The sequence below is a fragment of the Porticoccus sp. genome, from assembly GCA_023261185.1.
In the GTDB taxonomy this organism is placed as follows: domain Bacteria; phylum Pseudomonadota; class Gammaproteobacteria; order Pseudomonadales; family Porticoccaceae; genus Porticoccus; species Porticoccus litoralis.
Genome location: JALRJN010000009.1, coordinates 1 through 21,476 on the forward strand (window position 1 = coordinate 1; position 21,476 = coordinate 21,476).

25 protein-coding genes are annotated in these 21,476 nt (G+C 55.5%); 4 read left to right on the forward strand and 21 right to left on the reverse strand.

The features are described 5' to 3' along the window. Positions 1–198: 198 nt before the first annotated feature. The 7 genes from ACYZYZ_RS00825 to metG all read right to left on the reverse strand — a co-directional run bounded on the left by ACYZYZ_RS00825 (position 199) and on the right by metG (position 8,451). Complete coding sequence (locus ACYZYZ_RS00825) at positions 199–834, reverse strand: electron transport complex subunit E (RefSeq protein WP_461482919.1); 636 nt, start codon at positions 832–834, stop codon at positions 199–201. Beyond that, a complete protein-coding gene (rsxG, locus tag ACYZYZ_RS00830) occupies positions 827–1,510 on the reverse strand; it encodes an electron transport complex subunit RsxG (protein ID WP_461482920.1) in 684 nt (227 codons plus the stop codon). Before rsxG ends, ACYZYZ_RS00825 begins: the two co-directional genes overlap by 8 nt. A 2-nt stretch (positions 1,511–1,512) precedes the next feature. Next, positions 1,513–2,580, reverse strand: a complete 1,068-nt coding sequence (gene rsxD / locus ACYZYZ_RS00835) for an electron transport complex subunit RsxD (RefSeq protein WP_461482921.1) — start codon at positions 2,578–2,580, stop codon at positions 1,513–1,515. 12 nt (positions 2,581–2,592) lie between these two features. Then, complete coding sequence (rsxC, locus tag ACYZYZ_RS00840) at positions 2,593–5,088, reverse strand: electron transport complex subunit RsxC (RefSeq protein WP_461482922.1); 2,496 nt, start codon at positions 5,086–5,088, stop codon at positions 2,593–2,595. Continuing rightward, positions 5,085–5,702, reverse strand: a complete 618-nt coding sequence (gene rsxB, locus ACYZYZ_RS00845) for an electron transport complex subunit RsxB (RefSeq protein WP_439651642.1) — start codon at positions 5,700–5,702, stop codon at positions 5,085–5,087. The genes rsxC and rsxB overlap by 4 nt, the downstream gene beginning before the upstream one ends. Before the next feature lie 24 nt (positions 5,703–5,726). Beyond that, positions 5,727–6,302 carry an electron transport complex subunit RsxA gene (gene rsxA / locus ACYZYZ_RS00850; RefSeq protein WP_461482923.1) on the reverse strand — a complete coding sequence of 192 codons (576 nt, stop codon included), beginning with the start codon at positions 6,300–6,302 and terminating at the stop codon, positions 5,727–5,729. A gap of 127 nt (positions 6,303–6,429) precedes the next feature. After that, positions 6,430–8,451: a methionine--tRNA ligase gene (gene metG, locus ACYZYZ_RS00855; protein WP_461482924.1), complete on the reverse strand. Its 2,022-nt coding sequence runs from the start codon at positions 8,449–8,451 to the stop codon at positions 6,430–6,432. A gap of 102 nt (positions 8,452–8,553) precedes the next feature. Between metG and apbC the strand changes: the two genes are divergently transcribed. Both apbC and dcd read left to right on the forward strand, forming a co-directional pair. Continuing rightward, the gene (apbC, locus tag ACYZYZ_RS00860) at positions 8,554–9,381 is read left to right on the forward strand and encodes an iron-sulfur cluster carrier protein ApbC (RefSeq protein ID WP_461482925.1); all 828 of its coding nucleotides are present in this window, start codon (positions 8,554–8,556) and stop codon (positions 9,379–9,381) included. Positions 9,382–9,487: 106 nt separating this feature from the next. Then, complete coding sequence (dcd, locus tag ACYZYZ_RS00865; RefSeq protein WP_305169468.1) at positions 9,488–10,060, forward strand: dCTP deaminase; 573 nt, start codon at positions 9,488–9,490, stop codon at positions 10,058–10,060. A gap of 19 nt (positions 10,061–10,079) precedes the next feature. Here dcd and ACYZYZ_RS00870 read toward each other — a convergent pair whose 3' ends face one another. From ACYZYZ_RS00870 to purM, 11 genes are all read right to left on the reverse strand, one after another. Then, positions 10,080–10,553, reverse strand: a complete 474-nt coding sequence (locus ACYZYZ_RS00870; RefSeq protein WP_461482926.1) for a hypothetical protein — start codon at positions 10,551–10,553, stop codon at positions 10,080–10,082. Beyond that, positions 10,553–10,885 (reverse strand): hypothetical protein, encoded by a 333-nt coding sequence (locus ACYZYZ_RS00875; protein WP_461482927.1) that lies wholly within the window; start codon positions 10,883–10,885, stop codon positions 10,553–10,555. The genes ACYZYZ_RS00870 and ACYZYZ_RS00875 overlap by 1 nt, the downstream gene beginning before the upstream one ends. A 76-nt stretch (positions 10,886–10,961) precedes the next feature. After that, the gene (locus ACYZYZ_RS00880; RefSeq protein ID WP_461482928.1) at positions 10,962–11,336 is read right to left on the reverse strand and encodes a SirB2 family protein; all 375 of its coding nucleotides are present in this window, start codon (positions 11,334–11,336) and stop codon (positions 10,962–10,964) included. 107 nt (positions 11,337–11,443) lie between these two features. After that, complete coding sequence (locus ACYZYZ_RS00885; protein ID WP_461482929.1) at positions 11,444–11,575, reverse strand: hypothetical protein; 132 nt, start codon at positions 11,573–11,575, stop codon at positions 11,444–11,446. Positions 11,576–11,717: 142 nt separating this feature from the next. Then, positions 11,718–12,128, reverse strand: a complete 411-nt coding sequence (locus tag ACYZYZ_RS00890; protein ID WP_461482930.1) for a glycine-rich domain-containing protein — start codon at positions 12,126–12,128, stop codon at positions 11,718–11,720. 54 nt (positions 12,129–12,182) lie between these two features. After that, complete coding sequence (locus tag ACYZYZ_RS00895) at positions 12,183–12,428, reverse strand: hypothetical protein (RefSeq protein ID WP_461482931.1); 246 nt, start codon at positions 12,426–12,428, stop codon at positions 12,183–12,185. Between the two features lie 253 nt (positions 12,429–12,681). Beyond that, positions 12,682–13,533, reverse strand: a complete 852-nt coding sequence (locus ACYZYZ_RS00900) for a DUF3014 domain-containing protein (RefSeq protein WP_461482932.1) — start codon at positions 13,531–13,533, stop codon at positions 12,682–12,684. A gap of 3 nt (positions 13,534–13,536) precedes the next feature. Further along, positions 13,537–13,785 carry a CDGSH iron-sulfur domain-containing protein gene (locus tag ACYZYZ_RS00905; protein ID WP_461482933.1) on the reverse strand — a complete coding sequence of 83 codons (249 nt, stop codon included), beginning with the start codon at positions 13,783–13,785 and terminating at the stop codon, positions 13,537–13,539. Between the two features lie 12 nt (positions 13,786–13,797). After that, a complete protein-coding gene (locus ACYZYZ_RS00910; RefSeq protein ID WP_461482934.1) occupies positions 13,798–14,550 on the reverse strand; it encodes a DUF3108 domain-containing protein in 753 nt (250 codons plus the stop codon). 55 nt (positions 14,551–14,605) lie between these two features. Further along, entirely contained in the window at positions 14,606–15,277 is a 672-nt protein-coding gene (gene purN, locus ACYZYZ_RS00915; RefSeq protein WP_461482935.1) for a phosphoribosylglycinamide formyltransferase, read from the reverse strand. A gap of 3 nt (positions 15,278–15,280) precedes the next feature. Next, positions 15,281–16,339 (reverse strand): phosphoribosylformylglycinamidine cyclo-ligase, encoded by a 1,059-nt coding sequence (purM, locus tag ACYZYZ_RS00920; RefSeq protein WP_305169460.1) that lies wholly within the window; start codon positions 16,337–16,339, stop codon positions 15,281–15,283. A gap of 50 nt (positions 16,340–16,389) precedes the next feature. Here purM and ACYZYZ_RS00925 point away from each other — a divergent pair, with 50 nt between their 5' ends. After that, positions 16,390–17,541, forward strand: coding sequence for a DUF2066 domain-containing protein (locus ACYZYZ_RS00925; protein WP_461482936.1), 1,152 nt, complete (start codon positions 16,390–16,392; stop codon positions 17,539–17,541). Between the two features lie 22 nt (positions 17,542–17,563). Continuing rightward, positions 17,564–18,268: a DnaA regulatory inactivator Hda gene (gene hda, locus ACYZYZ_RS00930; RefSeq protein ID WP_461482937.1), complete on the forward strand. Its 705-nt coding sequence runs from the start codon at positions 17,564–17,566 to the stop codon at positions 18,266–18,268. A gap of 17 nt (positions 18,269–18,285) precedes the next feature. Here hda and ACYZYZ_RS00935 read toward each other — a convergent pair whose 3' ends face one another. Genes ACYZYZ_RS00935 through ACYZYZ_RS00945 form a run of 3 tightly spaced genes read right to left on the reverse strand, consistent with a single transcriptional unit; the run spans position 18,286 to position 21,413 of the window. Further along, complete coding sequence (locus tag ACYZYZ_RS00935) at positions 18,286–19,704, reverse strand: aldehyde dehydrogenase family protein (RefSeq protein WP_461482938.1); 1,419 nt, start codon at positions 19,702–19,704, stop codon at positions 18,286–18,288. 1 nt (position 19,705) lies between these two features. Further along, on the reverse strand, positions 19,706–20,185 hold the full coding sequence (locus ACYZYZ_RS00940) for a TlpA family protein disulfide reductase (protein WP_461482939.1): 480 nt from the start codon (positions 20,183–20,185) through the stop codon (positions 19,706–19,708). Further along, positions 20,166–21,413, reverse strand: coding sequence for a YihY family inner membrane protein (locus ACYZYZ_RS00945; RefSeq protein WP_461482940.1), 1,248 nt, complete (start codon positions 21,411–21,413; stop codon positions 20,166–20,168). Before ACYZYZ_RS00945 ends, ACYZYZ_RS00940 begins: the two co-directional genes overlap by 20 nt. Between the last annotated feature and the right edge of the window lie 63 nt (positions 21,414–21,476).

The following is a 21,476-nucleotide window of genomic DNA, read 5'->3' on the forward strand; positions in this document are numbered from 1 at the left end:
CACCTTGAGATATGAGGACCCCGAGATCCACCAGTTCTTTGTCTGGAGGACAGGACTTTGAGAACTTCCGCGGAAGACCAATTACCTCGTCCATTACCTGGCACACTAGTTGGTGCCCTTGTTCTACCAGACCGACTCCTTCTGATCGCCGCGGTCGCCGCCGAACGGGTCGCCGAACTGGTGGTGTCACGACGTAATCTAGCGTGGAGCCGCGCGCGCGGGGGAGTCGAGATCGGCGCCGGCCACGAGGAAAGCGCCGGGGGGCAATACGGCAATCAGAAAACCATAACCTTCGCCAAACAGGTGTAGTGTCCAGTTTTCGGCGATGGGCCCGAACAGCAAGTGCATGTCGGCAAACAGGGTGCCGCTGCCGAGAATTTCACGAATGGCGCCAATCGACAGCAGGACGAGGCCAAATCCACCGCCCATCATCAGGCCGTCAAACAGCGAAATGGCTACAGGGTTTTTGCAGGCAAAGGCTTCTGCGCGGCCCAGGATCATACAGTTGGTGACGATCAATGGAATGAAAATCCCTAGAATGGTGTAAAGCTCGTAGGTAAATGCCTGCATCAGCAGTTCGGTGCAGGTGGTGAACGTGGCAATGATCATCACAAAGGCGGGGATTTTGACTGCCTCGGAAACATGGTTGCGAATCATTGAAACCACGGTGTTGGAGCCAGCCAGAACCAGCATGGTAGCCAGGCCTAGTCCCAGTGCATTCACCACCGATCCGGTAACAGCCAGCAGGGGACACAACCCCAGCAGTTGAACCAGTGCCGGGTTGTTCTTCCATAATCCGTTATGGGCGACTTCACGTGAGCTGGTACTAGCCATTATTGGCTTCCTCGCTGGTCTGATGGGTAACTGCCGGTTTTTTTCGGGCAGCTTTCAGTAGCCGTTCTTGGTCTTCATTGTAGTATTTGAGGGTTTTGTAGACCTGTTTGACCACGGCGCGAGGCGTGATGGTGGCGCCGGTAAACTGATCAAAGTCTCCCTTATCTTTTTTCACTTTCCACTGGGAGGGTGGCGGGTTGGTCAGGGACTTGCCGTTAAAACCCAGAATCCAGTCACTCTTTTTCAGGTCGATCTTGTCGCCTAGCCCCGGTGTTTCATGGTGGGAGATAGTGCGGACCCCGGCTAGTGTGCCATCGATATTGATGCCGACAATCAGCTGAATATCACCGTTGTAGCCATCGGGCGCCACGGCGGGAACAATAACCGCAATCGGCTCATCTCCCTCGCGGGCGATATTGATGTCGCCGCCCTCATCATCCAGGCCCAGCGTGTGCAGAAAATTTGCGGGCACAGGTAACGTGTCCATTAGCAGGTCATTGCTGTGCTGTTCCAGCGGAATAATTTCCAGCAGTGCCCGCTTTGCCACTTCCCGTTTGGCATCGGCAATACGGTCTTTGGTGCCCAGATAAGTGCCGGCCAGCAGAGACGCGGTGATCAGGGCAAAGATGCCGAGCACTACACTGTTAAAACTGATGGATTTCCCCAGGGTAGCCATGGCTATTCCTTCTTCTTCGTGGCGCGACGGGATTTGGTATGGCCGTAGGTGCGCGGCAGCGTGTAATTATCGATAAGGGGCGCGGCAAAATTCATCAGTAGCACGGCAAATGCTACGGCATCCGGGTAACTACCCCAGCTGCGGATAATGAAAATCAGCACGCCAATCAGGGCGCCGTAGATCAGTCGTCCGCGATTGCTGGTCGCCGAGGTCACCGGGTCGGTGACAATAAAGAATGCCCCCAGCATGGTGCCCCCGGACAGTAAGTGCATCAGCGGTGAGCCGTGGCTGGCAGAGCTGCCACTGTCGTAAAACAAGGCGGCACAAAGCGCCAGGCTACTGAGCATGGCGACTGGAGCATGCCAGGTGAAGACGCGGCGGGCCAGCAGCAAAATTCCGCCAGCCAGAAACCCGAGGTTTACCCATTCCCAGCCGAGACCGGCCCAGTGGGCCTGACTGAACAGCGGGGTTTTTTCATACAGTTGCGTCACCAGCAGACTGCTGTTGTGTTTGAACGTATCCAGCGGTGTGGCGGCGGTGACGGCATCGATATTTCCCGGGCTGAGTACCGGAAAAACAATTTGCAGCGATTCCCAGAAGCTCGGTGCTGACAAACCTTCTGGGTAGAGCGGCAGGGGCGTGGCCCAGGCCGTCATCTGTACCGGAAAGGAGATCAGGAGGACGACATACCCGACCATGGCTGGGTTGAAAGGGTTGTAACCTAGGCCACCATAGAGATGCTTGGCTATGAGGATGGCGAATCCTGTACCAATTACCACCACCCACCAGGGAGCCAGTGGCGGCAGGGCCAGCCCCAGCAAAACTGCGGTGACCAAGGCGCTGCAATCTCGCAGGTAGAACATCACCGGGCGCTTGCGCAAGCGCATGACCAAAGCCTCACAACAGACGGCGACGGTGCCGGCGATCAGAATGTTGATCAGTGATCCCCAGCCAAAGAACACCGTCAGCGCCAGCAGACCGGGAATTGTCGCCAGCAGCACCAGGCGCATGACAGCCCCGGTATTCTGGGCAGCATGTGCATGGGGTGAGGTGAGTTTCAGCAAGGCCATGGGCGTTATCCGTCAGGCGTTGTATTCAGCCAGCTGCTGTTCGGCAGCGGCCAGTTTGGCTTCAAGTTTTTCTGAGGCGGTGCGCAGAGCTTCCACATGTTCTGAGCCTTCGGCTTCCGCCTGACGCAATTTCTGGCGGGACTTTTCCAGTCTCCCCTTCAGGGAATTTACGGCTTCTCGCAGTTTGTCCTGTTCGGACATGTTGGCCAGCTCCACGGCACGCGCCTGGGCGCGGGCAATGGCGACAGAGGCCGCATCCTGAGGCTGCTCTTCGGAGCCTATAGTTTGGCCGGTCAGGGCAAAGTATTTCTCGCGGTTGTCCAGCAGCTTCTGCTGCAGTTTGTTGAGACCGGTCTGCAGGGCATCTACGTGTTCGGATTCACTGGCCCGGGCTTCATCGAGTTTGGCCTGTGCCTTCTCGATACGGCCCTCCAGTGACATGATGGACTCACGGAGCTTGTCTTCTTCAGACAGGTTGCCCATTGCTGCTGCACGGGCCTGGGCTTTGGCAATCGCCGCGGCAGCGGCATCGGTGGTGCCTGCCGGTGTCAACACAGCGTCACCAGCAGGGGTTTCAGCCAACTGTTTTTCAGCCTCTTTCAGCTTGCCGATCTGCTTGTCCAGACCGTTTTGTAGTGCTGTTTCCAGTGCTTCGTCGTCGGCCTCGGCAATTTTCTGCTCAGTGATCGCAATACGCTCCCTGAGGCTGGCAATCTTTTTCTGCAGGGCCTCGTTGGGGCTGGCCTGTAGCCGTTCCATGACCTTGTTTTCAGTACTGGCTCCTTCAGTTTCCAGAGCCTGTAGTTTGGCGAGGGCATCATCGAGGCGCAGGCGTGCATCAGCTACTGCAGCTCTAGCCTGTTCCACCTGTTGTTCATTGCCATCCTGTTCAGCCGCCAGCAATCGTTGCTCCACGGTTTGCAGGTGGTTTTCTGCTCGGGCTACGCCACGCTCCAGTTTGGCTTTCTGTGCTTCCGGCGAGGCCTGCTTTTCTGCTGCCCGAGCCATGGCGGCTTGCACGATATCGCTTTGCGAGTCAGTGGTGGCGGCCGGATCGCCGCTCTTGGCCCGTGCTTCGGCTGCAGCTTTTTTACGCGCTTCGCGTTTGGCAGATTTTTCCGCTTCCTCTTTGGCTTTGCGGGCCTGTTGGAATTCAAAGCGTGCCCGGGCACGATCAGATTTGATTTTTTCCTGGGCCTGCTTGCGAATTTCGCCTTTGGCAGCGCGGTAGTACTGCACCAATGGAATATTGCTGGGGCAGACATAGGAGCAGGCACCGCATTCTATGCAGTCGAACAGGTTGTGAGCTTCCAGGCGCTCGTAGTTCTGAGACTGTGCATACCAGAATAGCTGTTGTGGCAACAGGCTGGCGGGGCACGCCTCGGCACACATTCCGCAGCGTATACAGGCTTGTGCGGGAGGTGGGGTGGGCAGCTCTTCTTTTGAGGGCGCCAGAATACAGTTGGTGGTCTTGATGACGGGTACGTCCATATCCGTCAGGGTAAAGCCCATCATCGGGCCGCCCATGATCAGGCGGGCACAGTGGTGGTGATCATAACCGTTATGCTTCAGCAAGTGACTGATGGGGGTGCCGATCAGAGTTTGATAATTGCGGTTCAGCGTACAGGCCCGACCGGTGACCGTAGTGACCCTGGAGATCAGAGGTTCCCCGTGGCGGATCGCCCGCTGGATGGCATAGGTAGTGCCGATGTTCTGGCAGACAATACCGATATCTGCCGGCATGCCGCCACTGGGTACTTCCTTGCCGGTCAGGATCTGGATCAGCTGCTTTTCGCCGCCTGAAGGGTAGCGGGTGGGGAATTCCACCAGTTCGATATTGGTATCGGCGAGATAGGGCTGCAGGGCTTCATAGGCTTCGGGTTTGTTGTCCTCAATGCCGATCAGGACTTCTTCGGGGTCGCCCAGGATGTAGGCGAGAATACGTATGCCCTCAACGATATCCTCGGCACGTTCGCGGATCAGCATGTCATCGGCAGTGATGTACGGCTCACACTCGGTGGCGTTGATAATCAGGGTGCTGACCGGTTTGCGCGCTGACAGTTTTACTGCAGCCGGGAAGCCCGCGCCACCGAGTCCGGCGATTCCGGCTTCGCGAATCAGTTCCAGCAACTTGGCCGGGCTGCAGGCCCTGAAGTCGTCCAAGCCCGCGTGTTCAATCCAGCGATCATAGTTGTCTGGAATGAGGGTAATACAACGGGCCGACATGCCAGATGGATGAGGAATCGGATAATCGCTGATATCGCTGATGACGCCGGAGGTTGGTGCATGTACACCGACACTGACCATGCCATTGGGCTCTGCCAGTACCTGCCCCTTCAAGACTTCATCGCCAATATTGACGACCAGCTTTGGCGGCGCACCAATGTGCTGGTTGAGGGGGATGACCAGTTTTTCAGGCAGGGGCAGGCGGCCAATGGGCTGTTGCACCGACTGGTGTTTGTTCTCGGGGGGGTGAACGCCGCCGACCAGATCCCAGATTTTTCTCATGCAGCCCGGTCCCCGCGATCAGTGGCGATGATATTGCCGGGGCGCAGGGCTTTGACCTGCTCGGCACTGGAGGCGGGCATCTCCCATTTCCAGTCCGCCAGTCCCTGTGGAACCGGTAACATGTCGATGCAATCTACCGGGCAGGGTTCGACACAGAGATCACAGCCGGTGCATTCGCTGGCGATCACTGTATGCATCTGCTTGGCAGCACCGAGGATGGCGTCCACCGGACATGCCTGGATACATTTGGTGCAACCGATGCATTCATCCTCACGGATAAAGGCGACCTTCTTGATATCGCTTTCCTGTCCGTGTTCCGCATCCAGGGTGGGAGCGTCAACATCCAGCAGAGCTGCCAGCGCATTGATCGTGGTTTGCCCGCCGGGTGGGCATTTGTTGATGGCATCGCCGTCGGCGATGGCTTGGGCATAAGGTCGACAGCCGGGGTATCCGCATTGGCCACACTGTGTCTGGGGCAGAAGCTTGTCGATCTGCTCAACAATGGGGTCACCTTCAACACGGAACTTGATGGCGGCAAAACCCAGTACCGCGCCAAAAATCACGGCGAGCCCCACTAAGGCCACCAGTGCCGCGATCAACGGGTGTTGAATCATCAGGTCGTACACAGAAGAATGCCCCTAGACCAGCCCACTAAAGCCCATGAAGGCCAGAGACATCAGGCCAGCGGTAATCATGCCAATGGCCGCACCCTTGAATGGTGTCGGTACATCGGCAACGGCAAGTCGCTCACGCATGGCGGCAAACAAAATTAATACCAGTGAAAAGCCCACCGCAGCACCGAAACCGTAGAGTGTGGACTCCAGCAGGCTGTGAGCCTTGGCGGTATTCTGCAAGGCTACGCCCAGCACAGCACAGTTGGTGGTGATCAGTGGCAGGAACACACCGAGTACCCGATATAGCAGCGGACTGCTCTTTTCGATAAACATCTTGGTGAACTGCACCACCACTGCAATTACCAGGATAAAAGAAATGGTTTTCAGGTACTCCAGGTTGAGGGGTACCAGAATCCAGCTGTTCACCATGTAACTGGACAAGGCAGCGAGGGTAAGTACGAAGGTGGTGGCACCGGCCATGCCGATAGCCGTTTCCAGTTTATTTGAGACCCCCATGAACGGGCACAGGCCAAGGAACTGGACGAGAACAAAATTGTTCACCAGTATGGCGCTGATCAGAATGATGGCAAATTCCTGCATATCGTCGGTCTCATTGGGTCAGCCATTATAGCGGCTGGTCAACCCTGCTATTAAGTATAAAACTGGAGCCTTTTAGTTTATTTGACCATAAGGCATAGCATTAAGTGATAAAAACCCAGCTGAGGACTCAGGTAATGCGCTGGCCAGGTTGGGCGCCACTGTCGGGGGAGAGTAGATAAATGCCCTTGTCGTCTCCCGCGGCCAGGACCATACCCTCGGATACCCCGAAGCGCATTTTCCGTGGTGCCAGGTTAGCCACCAGCACCGTGAGGCGGCCTTCCAGGTCCTCGGCGTTGTAGGCGGATTTGATGCCGGAAAAGACATTGCGGGTCTCACCGCCAATATCCAGGGTCAGCTGTAACAGCTTGTCCGCACCTTCCACCGGCTGCGCCTTGACGATCAAGGCCACCCTCAGGTCCACCTTGATAAAGTCGTCAAAGCCGATTTCTGCTGCCAGGGGTTCATCCACCAATGGGCCGGTGAGGGGTTTACTGCTGGCGGCTGCCAGGGCTTCTTTGCTGGCTTCCAGCATGGCGTCCACTTTTTCTTTCTCCACCCGCTGCATCAGCGGCTTGAAGTTGTCGATACGGTGACCCAACAGGGGTTGGGGTTCACCCTGCCAGTTCAATTCATCGTTGAGAAAAGCCTCTGATGCCTCTGCCATGGCCGGCAGAATAGGTTTCAGGCATAGCATCAACACCCGGAACAGGTTGATGCCCAGGGAGCAGATATCCTGCACTTCCTGTTCGCGCCCGGCTTCTTTGGCCAGCTTCCAGGGTTCTTTTCCCGCGATGTATTCGTTGGCGGCATCGGCCAGCGCCATGATGTCGCGAACGGCCTTGCCAAATTCTCGGTTCTCATAGTGATCGGCGATACCGTTGGCAGCACCGGCTGCCCGCTGCCACAGCACCGGGTCGGCAATCGTATTGGACAGCACGCCATCATTGCCCTTGCTGATAAATTTCGCACAGCGGCTGGCGATGTTGACCACCTTGCCCACCAGATCACTGTTGACCCGCTGGATAAAGTCATCGAGATTCAGGTCCAGATCGTCCACGCTGGCGGAAAGCTTGGCGGCAAAATAGTAGCGCAGGTATTCCGGGTTGAGATGGTCCAGGTAGCTGCGGGCATTAATAAAGGTGCCGCGGGACTTGGACATCTTCTTGCCATTCACCGTCAGGAAGCCATGCACGCAGACTTCGGACGGGGTGCGGAAATCGGCGTTAGCCAGCATGGCGGGCCAGAACAGGGCGTGGAAATTGACGATGTCCTTGCCGATAAAGTGGTACAACTCGGTGTTCGAATGTGGTCCCCAGAACTCGTCAAAATCGAGCCCGAGTTTGTCGCACAGGTTCTTGAAGCTGGCCATGTAGTCGATGGGGGCATCCAGCCAGACGTAAAAATACTTGCCCGGGGCGTCGGGGATTTCAAAGCCGAAGTAGGGGGCATCGCGACTGATGTCCCATTCCTGCAATCCCGCGTCCAGCCATTCACCGAGTTTATTGGCCACTTCCGGTTGCACGTGGCCGGCACGGGTCCAGGCTTTCAGAAAGTCAGCGAAATCAGGCAGCTTGAAGAAATAGTGGGTGGAGGCTTTTTCCACCGGCGTGGCACCGGAAATGGCCGACACCGGGTTGATCAGATCGGTGGGGGCATAGGTGGCGCCACAGGCTTCACAGTTGTCCCCGTACTGATCGTCGGTTTTGCATTTCGGGCAGGTGCCCTTGATGTAGCGGTCCGCCAGGAACAGGTTCTTTTCAGGGTCATAGGCCTGGGTAATTTCCCGGGTGGCGATATGACCCTTGTCCCGCAGTCGGGTATAAATCAGCGACGCGAAGTAGCGGTTCTCTTCCGAATGGGTGGTGTGGTAATTATCGAAATTGATCAGGAAATCACTGAAATCCTGCTGGTGTTCGGCGCGTACCTGGTCGATCAGGGCCTCGGGTGTAATACCCAGCTGCTCCGCCTTCAACATAATGGCAGTGCCGTGGGCATCATCGGCGCAGACGTAGTAACATTCATGGCCGCGCAATTTCTGGAAGCGCACCCAGATATCGGTCTGGATGTATTCCACCAGGTGCCCCATATGGATAGAACCATTGGCGTAGGGCAGGGCGCTGGTCACAAGAATTTTTCTGCGTTCAGTCATGGCTACAACTACTGTCGTCAAAGTTGGGATTGGGCGTTGATAAAGGGGCGCAACTATACCGGTTTTCAACCGGTTTTTCATCTGTTGTCAAGAGGATAGACCATGGCAGAAGCCGCACTTCCAAACGTATTGGAGCACGTTCATCAGATTATCGCCGTGGCTTCCGGCAAGGGCGGTGTGGGGAAGTCCACCACGTCGGTGAATCTGGCCCTGGCGCTGGCTGCCGAAGGTTATCGTGTGGGCATTATCGACGCCGATATTTACGGTCCCAGTATCCCAACCATGCTGGGTGTGCCTGAAGGTACCCGGCCGGAAACCATCGGGGGTAAATTGCTGGTGCCTGTGGAGGCCCATGGCATCAAATCCATGTCAATGGGCTACCTGGTGACCGAGCAGACACCGATGGTGTGGCGTGGTCCCATGGCCACCGGCGCGCTGTTGCAACTGCTCAACCAGACCCTCTGGGAATCCCTGGATTACCTGATTGTTGATATGCCACCGGGGACGGGTGATATCCAGTTAACCCTGGCCCAGAATGCCCGGCTGGCCGGTGCGGTGATTGTTACCACTCCCCAGGACATCGCGTTGCTAGATGCCCGCAAGGCCATCGAAATGTTTCACAAGGTGAAAATCCCGGTACTGGGTATTGTTGAGAACATGGCGATGCACCAGTGCAGTCAGTGCGGCCAAGTGGAGCATATCTTCGGCGAAGGCGGGGGCGAGCGGGTAGCCAGTGAATACCAGACCGAATTGCTGGGTTCGCTGCCACTGGAAATGGGCATTCGTCAGGGGGTTGATGGCGGTGCTCCCAGCGTGATGTCCGATCCCGAGGGAGCTGCGGCAAAAAGTTATCGCGAGATTGCCCGCAAGGTGGCGGCCATGTTGCCTCCGGAAGCCACCAGCAGCGTTCCTGAAATTGTGATCGAATAATCGGCCCGGCAGCTATTGGTACAGGGCGTTGACCGACCGGTGCAAACCGGTATTATTGCCCTCTTTCATTCGCAGGCCCCCAGGCCGTCAATTCTGAGTAAAAACTATGAGCATCAAATCCGATAAGTGGATTACCCGCATGTCACAGCAACACGGCATGATTGAGCCGTTTCAGGAAAGACAGGTTCGTCAGCCTGATCCGAACGGCCAGAAAGTGATCTCCTACGGGGTGTCCAGTTATGGCTACGACGTACGCTGTGCGGATGAATTCAAGATTTTCACCAACATCCATTCCAAGACCGTCGACCCGAAAAACTTCGATAACGATGCCTTCATCGATGTGAAGGGCGACTACTGCATCATCCCGCCCAACTCTTTTGCCCTGGCGCGCACCATTGAGTATTTCCGCATTCCCCGCAATGTGCTGACAGTTTGCCTCGGTAAGTCCACCTATGCCCGTTGCGGCATTATCGTCAACGTCACGCCGCTGGAGCCAGAATGGGAAGGGCACGTTACCCTGGAATTTTCCAACACCACCAGCCTGCCAGCAAAAATCTACGCCAACGAGGGTGTGGCGCAGATGCTCTTCTTTGAATCCGATGAGGTATGCGAAGTGTCCTACGCCGACCGCGGCGGTAAGTACCAGGGCCAGACCGGCGTTACTCTGCCCAAAGCCTGATTTCCCGGTCCCTGCTGTTTTACGACAGGAATTTCACAGTAGATAGTAGTTGTCGGAACAACTGTTGTGATTGTTCCGAGTGTGGCAGTGCTTCATAAAGGGCAAAAACAAATAGTCTTCTCCCAGGGGCATCCAAAACCACGGCACCCTCCATAACTATGGTCGGCCCTGGCGCGCGATGAATAGTGAATTCCGCACACATTGCACGGCGGTTGGCAACATAGGTGGGGTGCCACTTCACATCAGTGCCTTCATGTAGCTGTATGGCACTTTGTAGGGGCGCCTTAAGTTCATCGTTGGTGATTTCGTCCGGGTCATCCGGCAGGCCGGGTACCTGATCCAACAGCGTCATGGTAATGGTGATATTGCCGCGAAAGCCTGTTTTTATGATGTCCTCGGTCATGGGCGTCATGTACATGCCGATATGCTGCTCCGGGTGTTGACTCCAGGTTCTCGGCTTGGCGAAACCCAGACCAAAATCCCGCGACACCATCAATTCAAAGCCCTTGGGGCATTCGAGTTCGGGCTGCTCACCTGAGCGAAGCTTTTCCAGTTCCTCGCGCAGTGTCTCGATTTCCCGTGCCTGATTGTTCTGGGAGTTGTCCAGATGTTGGCGCTGTAGGGAGAAAAAATTCGTTTCGCGATCAGCAGAATAATTACAAAGCCAGCCGCGGCGCCGCCCAATTCCATGCCTTCGCTTTCAAAGACCCCGGTGGACTTCAGTCCGCCATACAGCACGGCTGCACCAATTAGGCTGGTGCCAAAGATAATCAGATAAGCAAATACTGGGTTGGTGGCATCGGTTGGCGCTGTATCTCTCGGCATGTGCTGGTCTCCCTGTCCATTTTCCTTTCAGAAAGTACAGGACATTTTTCCCGGAGATGCAAGGCAGTTTACTTCGTTACACAGGCCAGGGAGAGTGTGTGATGGCCACGGCAAAAATATAGCAGAACGTTGCCACTGACAGCAGGCTGAAGAACATCCGGCTGCCTGCGGTCTTGCCACGTTTGATGGCAAAGGTTCCCAACCCGATATAGGCAAACAATGCCAACAGCTTGGCGGTCAGCCAGTTTTCGGCAAAGGGGTACTGGCTGAGGGTGATCATCAGGTAAATCGCGCAGGCCAGCAGTAGTGTGTCGATGACATGGGGGGCAATTTTCACCCATTTCTGCTGCAGTTTTGGCGACTCCATCACCGACCAGGTGGCGCGTAGCAAAAACAGGGCAATGCTGATCAGTGCAAAGGTAATGTGGGCATTTTTGATAATGGGATACATAGTTTATTTCTTGTTGTGATTGAGTGACGGAAGCATCTTAGCGGTTTGTCCTCAAGTAACCTAGTCACCCTGAACATCTCTGCTCTCAATCCGGCTTTATGTGTCAGTCAACTAATCTCCGCCACAGCCTCCACCACAACCGCTGGAGTCCCCGCCGCATCCATCAGAAAAACCGCTGGAGCTTGAAGGGGCTCCAGAATCACCTGCACATCCAGAGGCACAGCCAATGTGGCCTGCACAGTAGCCATCACCGTAGAACGGTGACGATTTATCTTTGCAATCTAAAGAATATTTGAAGCCATCCTCTATGCCGAGCAGGGAGTCAATTGAAAAAAGTAATGGCAAGCGTGTTGGCGTGGACGGGTTAATGTTGCTTTTGGCTCATGCCAGTCTCCAGGCACGCTTGATGCCGTCTTGTGCCAGCGTCGGCGTCCGCATGGCTTCGGTTGGAGTATGGTGAAGAAACCTGCCAAGGGCCTTTTTGCAAAAGGCCTGGTATGGCCGTGTGAAAAGAATAAATTCATGCCAGGCGACATCAACAACCTGAGATGGCATTGCAACCATTCGTCGCTTTGCCTTGTTGCAAATATAGAAATAATCCCGGAGCCCTTTGATGACCAGGTCAATTTGATCTTGAGTCAGGAGGGGATATTTTTTCTGGACCTTTTTGCCGATAGATGAGCTGAAACGGTAGTTTTCAATAAATGCGAGTTGTGCCTTCTTCTTGTTCCAATAGAAAAAGTAGGCAATCAGCGTGAGGATTAATAAAAAAATGATTCCGTCAAAACTCATGGGATATCTATCAAAGTGGGGAACTACAATGCCGAGTGCAGCGTCTTGTTAAATTTATTTTTCAATAACGAAAAATTCCGACTCAGAAATACTTAGTGTAAATCTAGTATTTCTATCGGCTAGTTTGTTATCGCCCATTGTTGGGTGTGTGCAGTCTAGCCAAGATATGTCCGTAACCCCTTTCTCTATAGCGTAGCGCTCACCTGTGTTTTTAAGATCAATAATGGATTCAGACTCCATTATTTTTAGTGAATATTTTTTATTTCCAGATTCATCAATAATGGTTTTTAGTAACTTCATTTCGTTAACCCCATAAACGTAGCGGTTAAACAGGCAGCAGAGCGACATAACACTTTGCATATCTGTGCCATGTATACCGAAATTGGTCTTCTGGAGTGGTGTGGGGGAACATCCTGTTCCATAAGACTTTACTCCCTGTCTTGTTGTTTGATACTGCCGAGAAAGGCGGTATTGGTGATGTTCTAACCGTACAAGCCTTGAAAAGGCTGGTTGCCGGTGCGCCGGGGTTTGTCCCAGTGTTGGGCAGTACTGGCTACTTTAAGAGTGCTTCTCTGATTTCTTTGGCTTTGTCCTGCACGCGTTTGGTGTTTGTCGGCCCCATGCGCACCAGTTGTTTCTGCAGGGGCGATAGGGCTTCCAGCGACGGGTCGGCGAATTTGTAGTTCACGGACTCCTGGGTCAGGTATACCGGTTGCAGCGGGAATGGGGCGGCCAGTATCTGGTCGAGTGCTGCGATAAAGGCTTTGTCCACTTTCTCTGGTGGATAACCCAGCTCGCCGTAGGCTTGTTCCAGCAGTGGACGCAGGAAGTGAAACAGTCCCACGATGCTATCAGTATCCAGGGCTTCAAGGGTTTCCACCAGGTAGTTGTAGCGCTGGTAGTTAGCGGAGTCGATGGAAATTTTGGCACCATCCTTGAGGACGGCAAATTTGCCTTCCGGTGCGGGTGCGTTGAGCATTTTGCGCAACACGATACCCCGTGACAGACCATCCACCAGGGTAGTGCCGCGACGGAGAATAAAGTCGCCAGGCAGCCACAGTTCCAGTTTGCCGTCGGGAGTCAGTTCGGCGAGTTTTTCCCGTGCCAGCTTGTCACTCTCGTCGAGGCTGGGCAGGGGCACCTTTTTTACTTCGGGCGGTGGTGCCTGCGGGGGGATTTCTTCTTTCACTTCCGGTAACGGTGCCGGTGTTGCCGGGGGGGCAGGTAATGGTTCTGGCTCAAATTCTACGGCAGCAGTGGGTTCTTCTTCGGGCGCGTTATCTCCGCTCAGCAGGTAATAAGCGCCACCACCGATTAGTGCGGCAGCAATCACCAGGGCAATCCATACACCGGCTTTGCTGCGGGGTTGTTCTCTTTCGGGCCTTTCGTCGGGCCTGATTTCCATGGGTTACTCCTGAATAATGTTCGCGTGTGAACCGTCGCACAGCGGTGCGTTGGCGGTTCGCTTGCAGGTGCAGAAGGCGACTTTTCCTGTTCTCGGGGCCTGCCAGGATCGGGGCGTAAATTCCGTGCCACTGTGGGAGCCATCGCAGAGCGGCTGCGAAGCGCTTCGACCACAGGCACACCACCAGTAGGTTTCACCTTGGATAACATCGGTGATGATGGGCTGTGTCCCGCCTATTTCCGGTGTTGCCACGAATCTGCTCTCCTAGGAGTGATCGCCGCCATTGACTATGGGTTGACGGTTGATTGTCCCCGATTTAATCACCAGTTTGTGATCATCGCCATCTTCTTCTTTCTGCCACAGTTGTACCAGCAGGTAGTTCAGCTCCGGGGCAAACCACATAATGGTTTGCCGGTCGTCATCCTCGCGCACTCGTTTCACCTTGATGGTCTTGAACGGGCCGAGAGGGGTGTCGAGGGTTTCTTCACCCAGTATTTCAAAGTTGTAGTCTTTCAGTCGGCCCCTTGCAATCACCTGGTATTGCAATGTGGTTTGTCCGTTGCTGAGGTCGCGCTGTAATTGCACTTGGTAGGAGAGGCGGTTCAGGTAGTTGCCATCCAGCTTGACCTGGCGCTTTTTCTTTTTAGCTTCGTAATTGGCAACACCGGCAGTGCGGTCATAGGACAGCTCTTCGGTTTTTTTCATGCCGATGATATTGCGCTCGTATTCGTAACCGTGGTCCACGATCACGCCCTGCTCATCCAGGCTGAAGGTGCCTTCCTCGGTAATGCTGCCCAGCAGGTTTTTGGCGCTGGTGATGATTTCGTAGCGGTTGCCGTTGACGCGCAATTCCCGCTTGGCATCGATATCCATGCCGTTAAGGGTTGCCGCATAAGCCAGCTGATAGGGAACCAGTGCAGCTTCGCTCTCGGCCAAGGCGGTTGGACTCTGGGCGAACAGTAATGCCAGCACGCCCATCAGGGCGGCGGGTAAGGTCTGGCGCAAGGCTTGGCGCATGGCGTTCGGTGTTTCCTGTAAGAATGACATTCAGGGTTTAGAGGGCCATTTGCCGTTATCGTTCACGGGGAACGGTACTAAATGGGTGGCCTCTTGGGGGTAACGGGCGGCCGAACATGAAGGCGCGGCCATTGCTCAGGCCGATACGACCCTGGCAATACCAGCGAACCGCCATGGGGTAGATCAGGTGCTCCTGCTCGAAAACCCGCTCGGCCAGGGTCTCGGCGGTATCGTCTTCCATAACGGGCACTTCTGCATGAATAATGGCCGGGCCGCCATCCAGTTCGCTGGTGACAAAATGTACGGTGGCACCTGCTACGGTATCCCCGGCATCCAGCGCGCGCTGATGGGTATGTAATCCTGGGTATTTGGGCAGCAGGGACGGGTGGATATTCATCATGCGGCCTTCGAATTTGGCAACAAATTCCGGGGTGAGAATACGCATGAAACCGCACAGCAGCACCAGGTTGGGTTGGTATTGCTCTACCACTTCGGCCAGTGAGGCGTCGAAGCTTTCCCTATCGGGAAATTCCCGGTGGTTCACCACATGGGTGGGAATACCTGCTTTCTCTGCCTTTTTCAGGCCCGGTGCATCGGGGTTGTTGCTGATAACAGCGACAATTTCGCCGTCGACAACACGCATCTGAACCGCGTCGATCATTGATTGCAGGTTGCTGCCCTTGCCAGAGAGCAGCACCACGATACGGGGTTGATGGGTTTTTTGCATAACTTATAAACCTTTGAGTTCTACGCGTTCATCGCCGGGTTCCGCGTGGGCGATGTGACCAATAATGAAGGCATCTTCACCCGCGGCATGCAGGGTGTCGAGGGCTGTCTGGGCTGCATTTTCTGGCACACAGACCACCATGCCAACCCCACAGTTGAAGGTGCGGTGCATTTCCAGGGGATCGACGTTGCCCTGTTGTTGCAGCCATTGGAAGATCACAGGTTTCTGCCAGCTTTGGATATCAATGACGGCCTTGGCGCTGTCCGGCAATACCCGGGGAATATTCTCCAGCAAACCACCGCCGGTAATGTGCGAGATGGCGTGCACCGGTACGTGGGCGTGCTCAACCAGGCCAAGGATGGATTTCACATAAATGCGTGTCGGCGTGAGCAGTAGCTCACCGAGGGGCTTTCCGTCGAGCTTTTCTGAGCGGGCATCGGTGCCGGACACTTCGAGAATCTTGCGGATCAGCGAATAGCCGTTGGAGTGGGGGCCGGAGGAGGCGATGCCGATCAGGGCATCACCCACATGTACATTGCTGCCGTCAATCAATCCGTCTTTTTCGACAATGCCCACGCAGAAGCCAGCCAGATCGTAATCTTCGCCTTCATACATGCCGGGCATTTCAGCAGTTTCACCACCTACCAGGGAGCAGCCGGCCTGGCTGCAGCCCTCACCAATACCGGTGACGACTGCCGCGGCTGTTTCCACATTCAGTTTGCCGGTTGCGTAGTAGTCGAGGAAGAACAGGGGTTCTGCACCGCAGACTACGAGGTCATTGACACACATGGCCACCAGATCGATACCGATGGTGTCGTGAATGCCCAGATCCATGGCCAGCTTCAGCTTGGTGCCGACTCCATCTGTTCCGGATACCAGCACCGGCTCCTTGTAACCGCTGGGTAAACTGAACAGTGCGCCAAAGCCTCCCAAACCTGCCAGCACTTCCGGTCGGCGGGTACGTTTGGCTACCTGCTTGATGCGTTCGACCAGCGCGTTGCCAGCGTCGATATCGACACCTGCGTCCTTGTAGCTGAGGGAGGGTTGTTTGGGATTGCTCATAGGAGGTGCCTTGGTTGTGAGACGGATTTAACAAAGGTCGGCTATTTTATATGAAAAGGCGAAATCTGGCAGTTCGAGAATGTGTCTATTTGTCGCTGGCTGTTACAATCGGCCCCATGAAACAAACCCGACAGTTAATCCTTTCCTTTTTCCTGGTAGCCCTGAACCTGATGTTCAGCTCCATGGCCAGTGCGGTGCAAATGACTGAGCTGTATCAGGCGCAGGTTCCTGTGGCCGATCAGGGCGAGGCTGAACGTGCACGGGCCATTCGTTCCGGCCTGGGACAGGTGCTGGTGAAGGTCACGGGAAACAGCCAGGTGTTGTCTAATCCGGAGATTGTCCAATCCCTGTCCCGCGCGGAAAGCATGATTACAGAATACGGGTATGTGAGCTATAACCCCGCAAATTCCCAGGATCAGCCAGGCTTGGCCCTGAATATTCACTATGCTCAGGCGGCAGTAGATCGGCTGGCACGCAGTCAGAAACTGCAGATCTGGCCCTCAGACCGACCCGAATTGCTGGTATGGATGGTGGTCGACACGCTGGAGCAGGGGCGTCAGTTTATCTCGGTTGATGAGCAGCCGGAGCTGCTGTCACTCCTTGGCAGCGCCATGAAGGTAAGGGCCGCGCCGTTGATGGTGCCATTGCTGGATCTCGCCGACCGTTCGCAGCTGACAGAAGAGGATGTCTGGAACTTCAGCGCGGGCCAGTTGGCAGATGTGGCCCAACGTTACAAGACCGATAACTGGATGGCCGTCAGGCTTTACCAGAGTTCAAATGGTCAGTGGCGCGGTGCGCGGCTGCTGAAAACGCCTGATGGTGAAGATCTCAGTAGTGGGGTGGCAGACTCGGCAGCTCAGTTAATCAATCAGTTGGTGGATGAGGCGGTGGACCGCATTGCCGGTAGGTATGCGTTTATTCCCCAAACCAATGCCCAGCAATTGACTCTGAACGTTGATCAGGTTACCAATTTTCAGTCGTTCAGCGATGTGACCGGCTATCTGGAATCTCTGGAGCTGGTGAGCAAGTTGATTGTCGATTCTGTAGAAGGGGATCGGTTGGGTCTGCGTCTGGATGTGGAGGGCGACTTCTCCCTGCTGCTGGATACCCTGCGTCGCGACAGCCGTCTCGTTGAACAGACCACCGCTGACTTTCCCGGTGCAGGCCCCAATGAGTACCTGTTCCGCTGGCACGGGCGTTAGGGATAGAGGCTAGAGACAAAAAGTGCCTCAACAGCTTAGCCTGCAAATCAAACTCAACGATGACGCCACCTTTGAGAATTTTCTGGTTCCCGCCGGTGACAGCAAGCATTTGCTGTTAACCCTGCTGCGTGATTCATGGCCCCAGAGTGATGAACCCTCTGTGTACCTCTGGGGTAGGCCAGGCAGTGGTGTCTCCCACCTGCTACAGGCCAGCTGTCATCGGGCTGCCTCCAGCGGTCTTCCGGTGCAGTATCTGCCCTTGAGGGAGTTGATGGAGTACCCTCCGGAAGCGGTTCTCGCCGAGCTGGAACGTCTGCCACTGGTGGCCATTGATGACATTCAGGCAATTGCCGACAGGGATGACTGGCAGGAGGCGTTGTTCAACTTGTTTAACCGTGTTCGGGATGTAGGCGGTCACCTGCTTATGGGGGGGGATGCCGCTCCTCGGGAGCTGCCCCTGGCACTGTCGGACCTGCGGTCACGTATTGGCTGGGGCCCGGTGTTTCAGCTGGAGGCGCCCAATGATGTGCAGCGGGAGGAAATCCTGAAATTTCGTGCCGCCCGTCGTGGCATGACACTGGAAGATGAAGTGGCCCGCTACCTGGTGAATCGCGCAGCGCGGGATCTGCACGGGTTGATGGACTGTCTCGATACACTGGAGAAAACTTCCCTGGAAGCCAAGAGGAAGTTGAGCATTCCCTTCGTGAAACAGGTCTTCAGCTGGTAGCAAAAACAGAGCTCAAGTCAGCCGTTAATGGCTTTGATTTCCAGATAATCCTCAAACCCGTATTCACCCCACTCGCGGCCATTGCCAGATTGCTTGTAACCACCAAAGGGTGCGTTGTAGCCGTGGGAAGCACCGTTGATCCTGACCATGCCTGCACGCAACCGCCGGGCAATGCGCTGACCCCGTTGCGGGTCGCCGGTCTGAATGTAGGCAGCCAGTCCGTAGGGGGTGTCGTTCGCGATGTCGATGGCTTCGGCTTCATCGCGGTAGGGAATCATCACCAGCACCGGTCCGAAGACCTCCTCACGGGCGATAGTCATACGGTTGTTGACGTCAGCAAATACCGTGGGCCGTACAAAGTGACCAGTGGTAAATCCTTCTGGCTTACCGAGTCCCCCGGCCACCACTCGCGCGCCCTCTTTGATTGCAATCTCAATCAGATGCTGCACCTTGTCAAATTGGGCTCGACTGGAGAGTGGGCCGATATGTGAGCCCTCTTCATGGGGCAAGCCGACAGTAACAGCCGCTGCCGCTTTGGCGGCAATGGCCACGGCTTGCTCGTAGTGTTGTTCGGGCACCAGCATGCGAGTGGGTGCATTGCAGGACTGGCCGGTATTTTCCATGCACCACGCGACGCCACGGGTAACGGCCTGTTCCATATCGGCATCGTCCAGCAACAGGTTGGGAGATTTCCCCCCCAGTTCCTGAGCCACGCCTTTGACACTGTCGGCGGCGGCTTTGGCAACCGCAACGCCCGCCCTTGTGGAGCCGGTAAAAGACACCATGTCGATATCCGGGTGTTCCGCCAGCCCCTGACCAATCACCGGGCCAGCACCATCGACCAGGTTAAAGACCCCCGGGGGAAATCCCGCCTCGTGAATCATTTCTGCAAACAGGTGGGCGCTCAACGGAGCAATCTCGCTGGGTTTCAATATCATGGTGCAGCCGGTGGCCAGCGCCGGGGCGACCTTGCAGGCGATCTGATTGATGGGCCAGTTCCAGGGCGTGATCAGCCCGCACACACCGATAGCTTCCCGCACCACCAGTGTCTTGCCCAGTGATTGCTCAAAGGGGTAATCCCGCAATGCCCGCAGGGCGCTTTTCAGGTGTCCGCGGCCACAATCGGCCTGATCGCTGCGGGCAAAACTGATGGGGGCGCCCATCTCCATCGAAATAGCACATGCCATTTCTTCGTAACGGGCCTCGTAAACAGCCAGCAGAGCTTCCAGCAGGGCAATGCGTTGCTCCCTGGTGGTTTGGGAATACTCCTGAAATGCCTTTTTAGCAGCGGCAACCGCGCGGTTGAGATCATCCCGGGTACCCTGAGAAATTACGGCAATGGTCTGTTCGGTGGCAGGGTTTTCCACTGCCAGGTCATCTGCGCTCTGCGGTGCCACCCATTGGCCGTTGATATAGAACTGGCGGCAATCTTTCATGTCATTGTTCCTGTGGACTGACTGACAGCTGCTTGAGCACGGCCTCAAGTTTCTCCTCGTTCTGGGGGCCGAGCAGTACCTGCCGGAATTGGCCGTTGCGATCAATGACCAGAGTTTCCGGCAGCACACCACTGGGTTTGACCCCAAACTGCTGTCTCGGGTCTTCGGCGAGAACCGGAAATTCAATGCCCAGTGCTGTGGCCTGCTGTTTTAGTCTGTCGCCGGTGACGCCGTCAAAGTTGACGGCCAGTAGCAGTACCTGATCGCTGAATTTCTGCTGGAAGGCATTCAGTTCGGGAATTTCTTCGCGGCAGGGCTTACACCACTCCGCCCAGTAGTTGATCAGCACGACCTTGCCGTGCTGGTCATTGAAATTGAGTGTGCCGCCGTCCATGAGAGGGTAACCGGAGGGTTTGTCGAAACAGCCTGCCAGGCTAAGAAAAAGTGCACAGATCAGGCAGTTAATGGTCGTTCTCAACATCGGTCTCCTGTTCAAATAAATCTGCCAGTGTCAGAGAGAGGTTCTGCTGAAGTTGTTCGTTGCTCTGGCGAAGGATGCCGGACAGGCGACCATACCAGTGATAATCAGACAGCGCCTCGTTGGCCTTGGCACCGGGCAAAGCAGTGACACTGCGGCCACTCAGCTGCAGCAGATCCGACAGCTTCAGTTGGTGGGGGTCACGGGTCAGGATGTAGCGGCCATTGTTGGTGACCACCAGCAGTCTTTTTGCTATCAGGACATCGCGCAACTCCCGCCAGTGCTGCTCTTCAAGACCACTGGCGATGACATCCTGGTCAGACAGGGAACCGCCGACCTGCTGATTGCGCCAGCACTCCCACATCACCACCAGTACTGCGATCATGTCGGGATAATCGTAGCCCCGCCACACGGTCTGGAACGTTTCCATGGAGCGGACCAGTTCGGCGCCGCCCAGCACGATAATCCACATCAAGTATATCCAGATCAGGAAAATCGGCACGATGGCAAACGCCCCGTACACCGTGGTGTAGCTTGAGTGGGCGATCAAAGCGCCAAAGCCCAACTTGGCCAGTTCAAACAGCAGGGTCGTGATCAAACCACCGATGGTGGCGTAGCGCCCTGAGACCCGGCAATTGGGAACGGCAAGAAACAGCAGCGTGAATGCCGCCCAGGTAAAGATCACCGGCAGGTATTCAAAAATCAGCCCGGTAATGCCCAGCACGTCGACCTCATCGACGAGCAGCTGGAAAGAGACCAGGTAAGTACGCATCATCAGACCGATACCGAGCAACAGCGGCCCCAGGCTGAGGATGCCCCAGTAGAGTAGAAAGCTGGATAGCCCGCGTCGCGCGCCTGAAGTGCCCCAGATATTGTTAAAGGTGTGCTCGATGTTGGTCAGCATCAAATAGGAGGTGATCAGCAGAATCACGGCACCGGCAACCGACAGGGTGCGGGCCTGGCTGGAAAATTCGCTGAGATACCCCTGAATTTCTGCGCCACTCTGGGGCACAAAATTATTAAAAATCAGCTGCTGCACCTGTTCTCCAAGGCCCTGAAAGGCCGGGATGAGGGAGAACATTGAATACATCAGTGTCATCAGCGGAACCACCGCAAACAGGCTCATGTAGGTGAGCGCCGCGGCGCTCTGGCGACAGCCGTCGTTGGCAAAGCGCCGGCCCAAATGGCGAAAAAATAGTTTCGCCATGTCCAGCTTGTCTTTCGGCGTCATTGGTGTCCCCTTACGTCGTCTGGCCCCGTTGGGTCGTTTCCCGCTAGAATGCATTTTTTATTA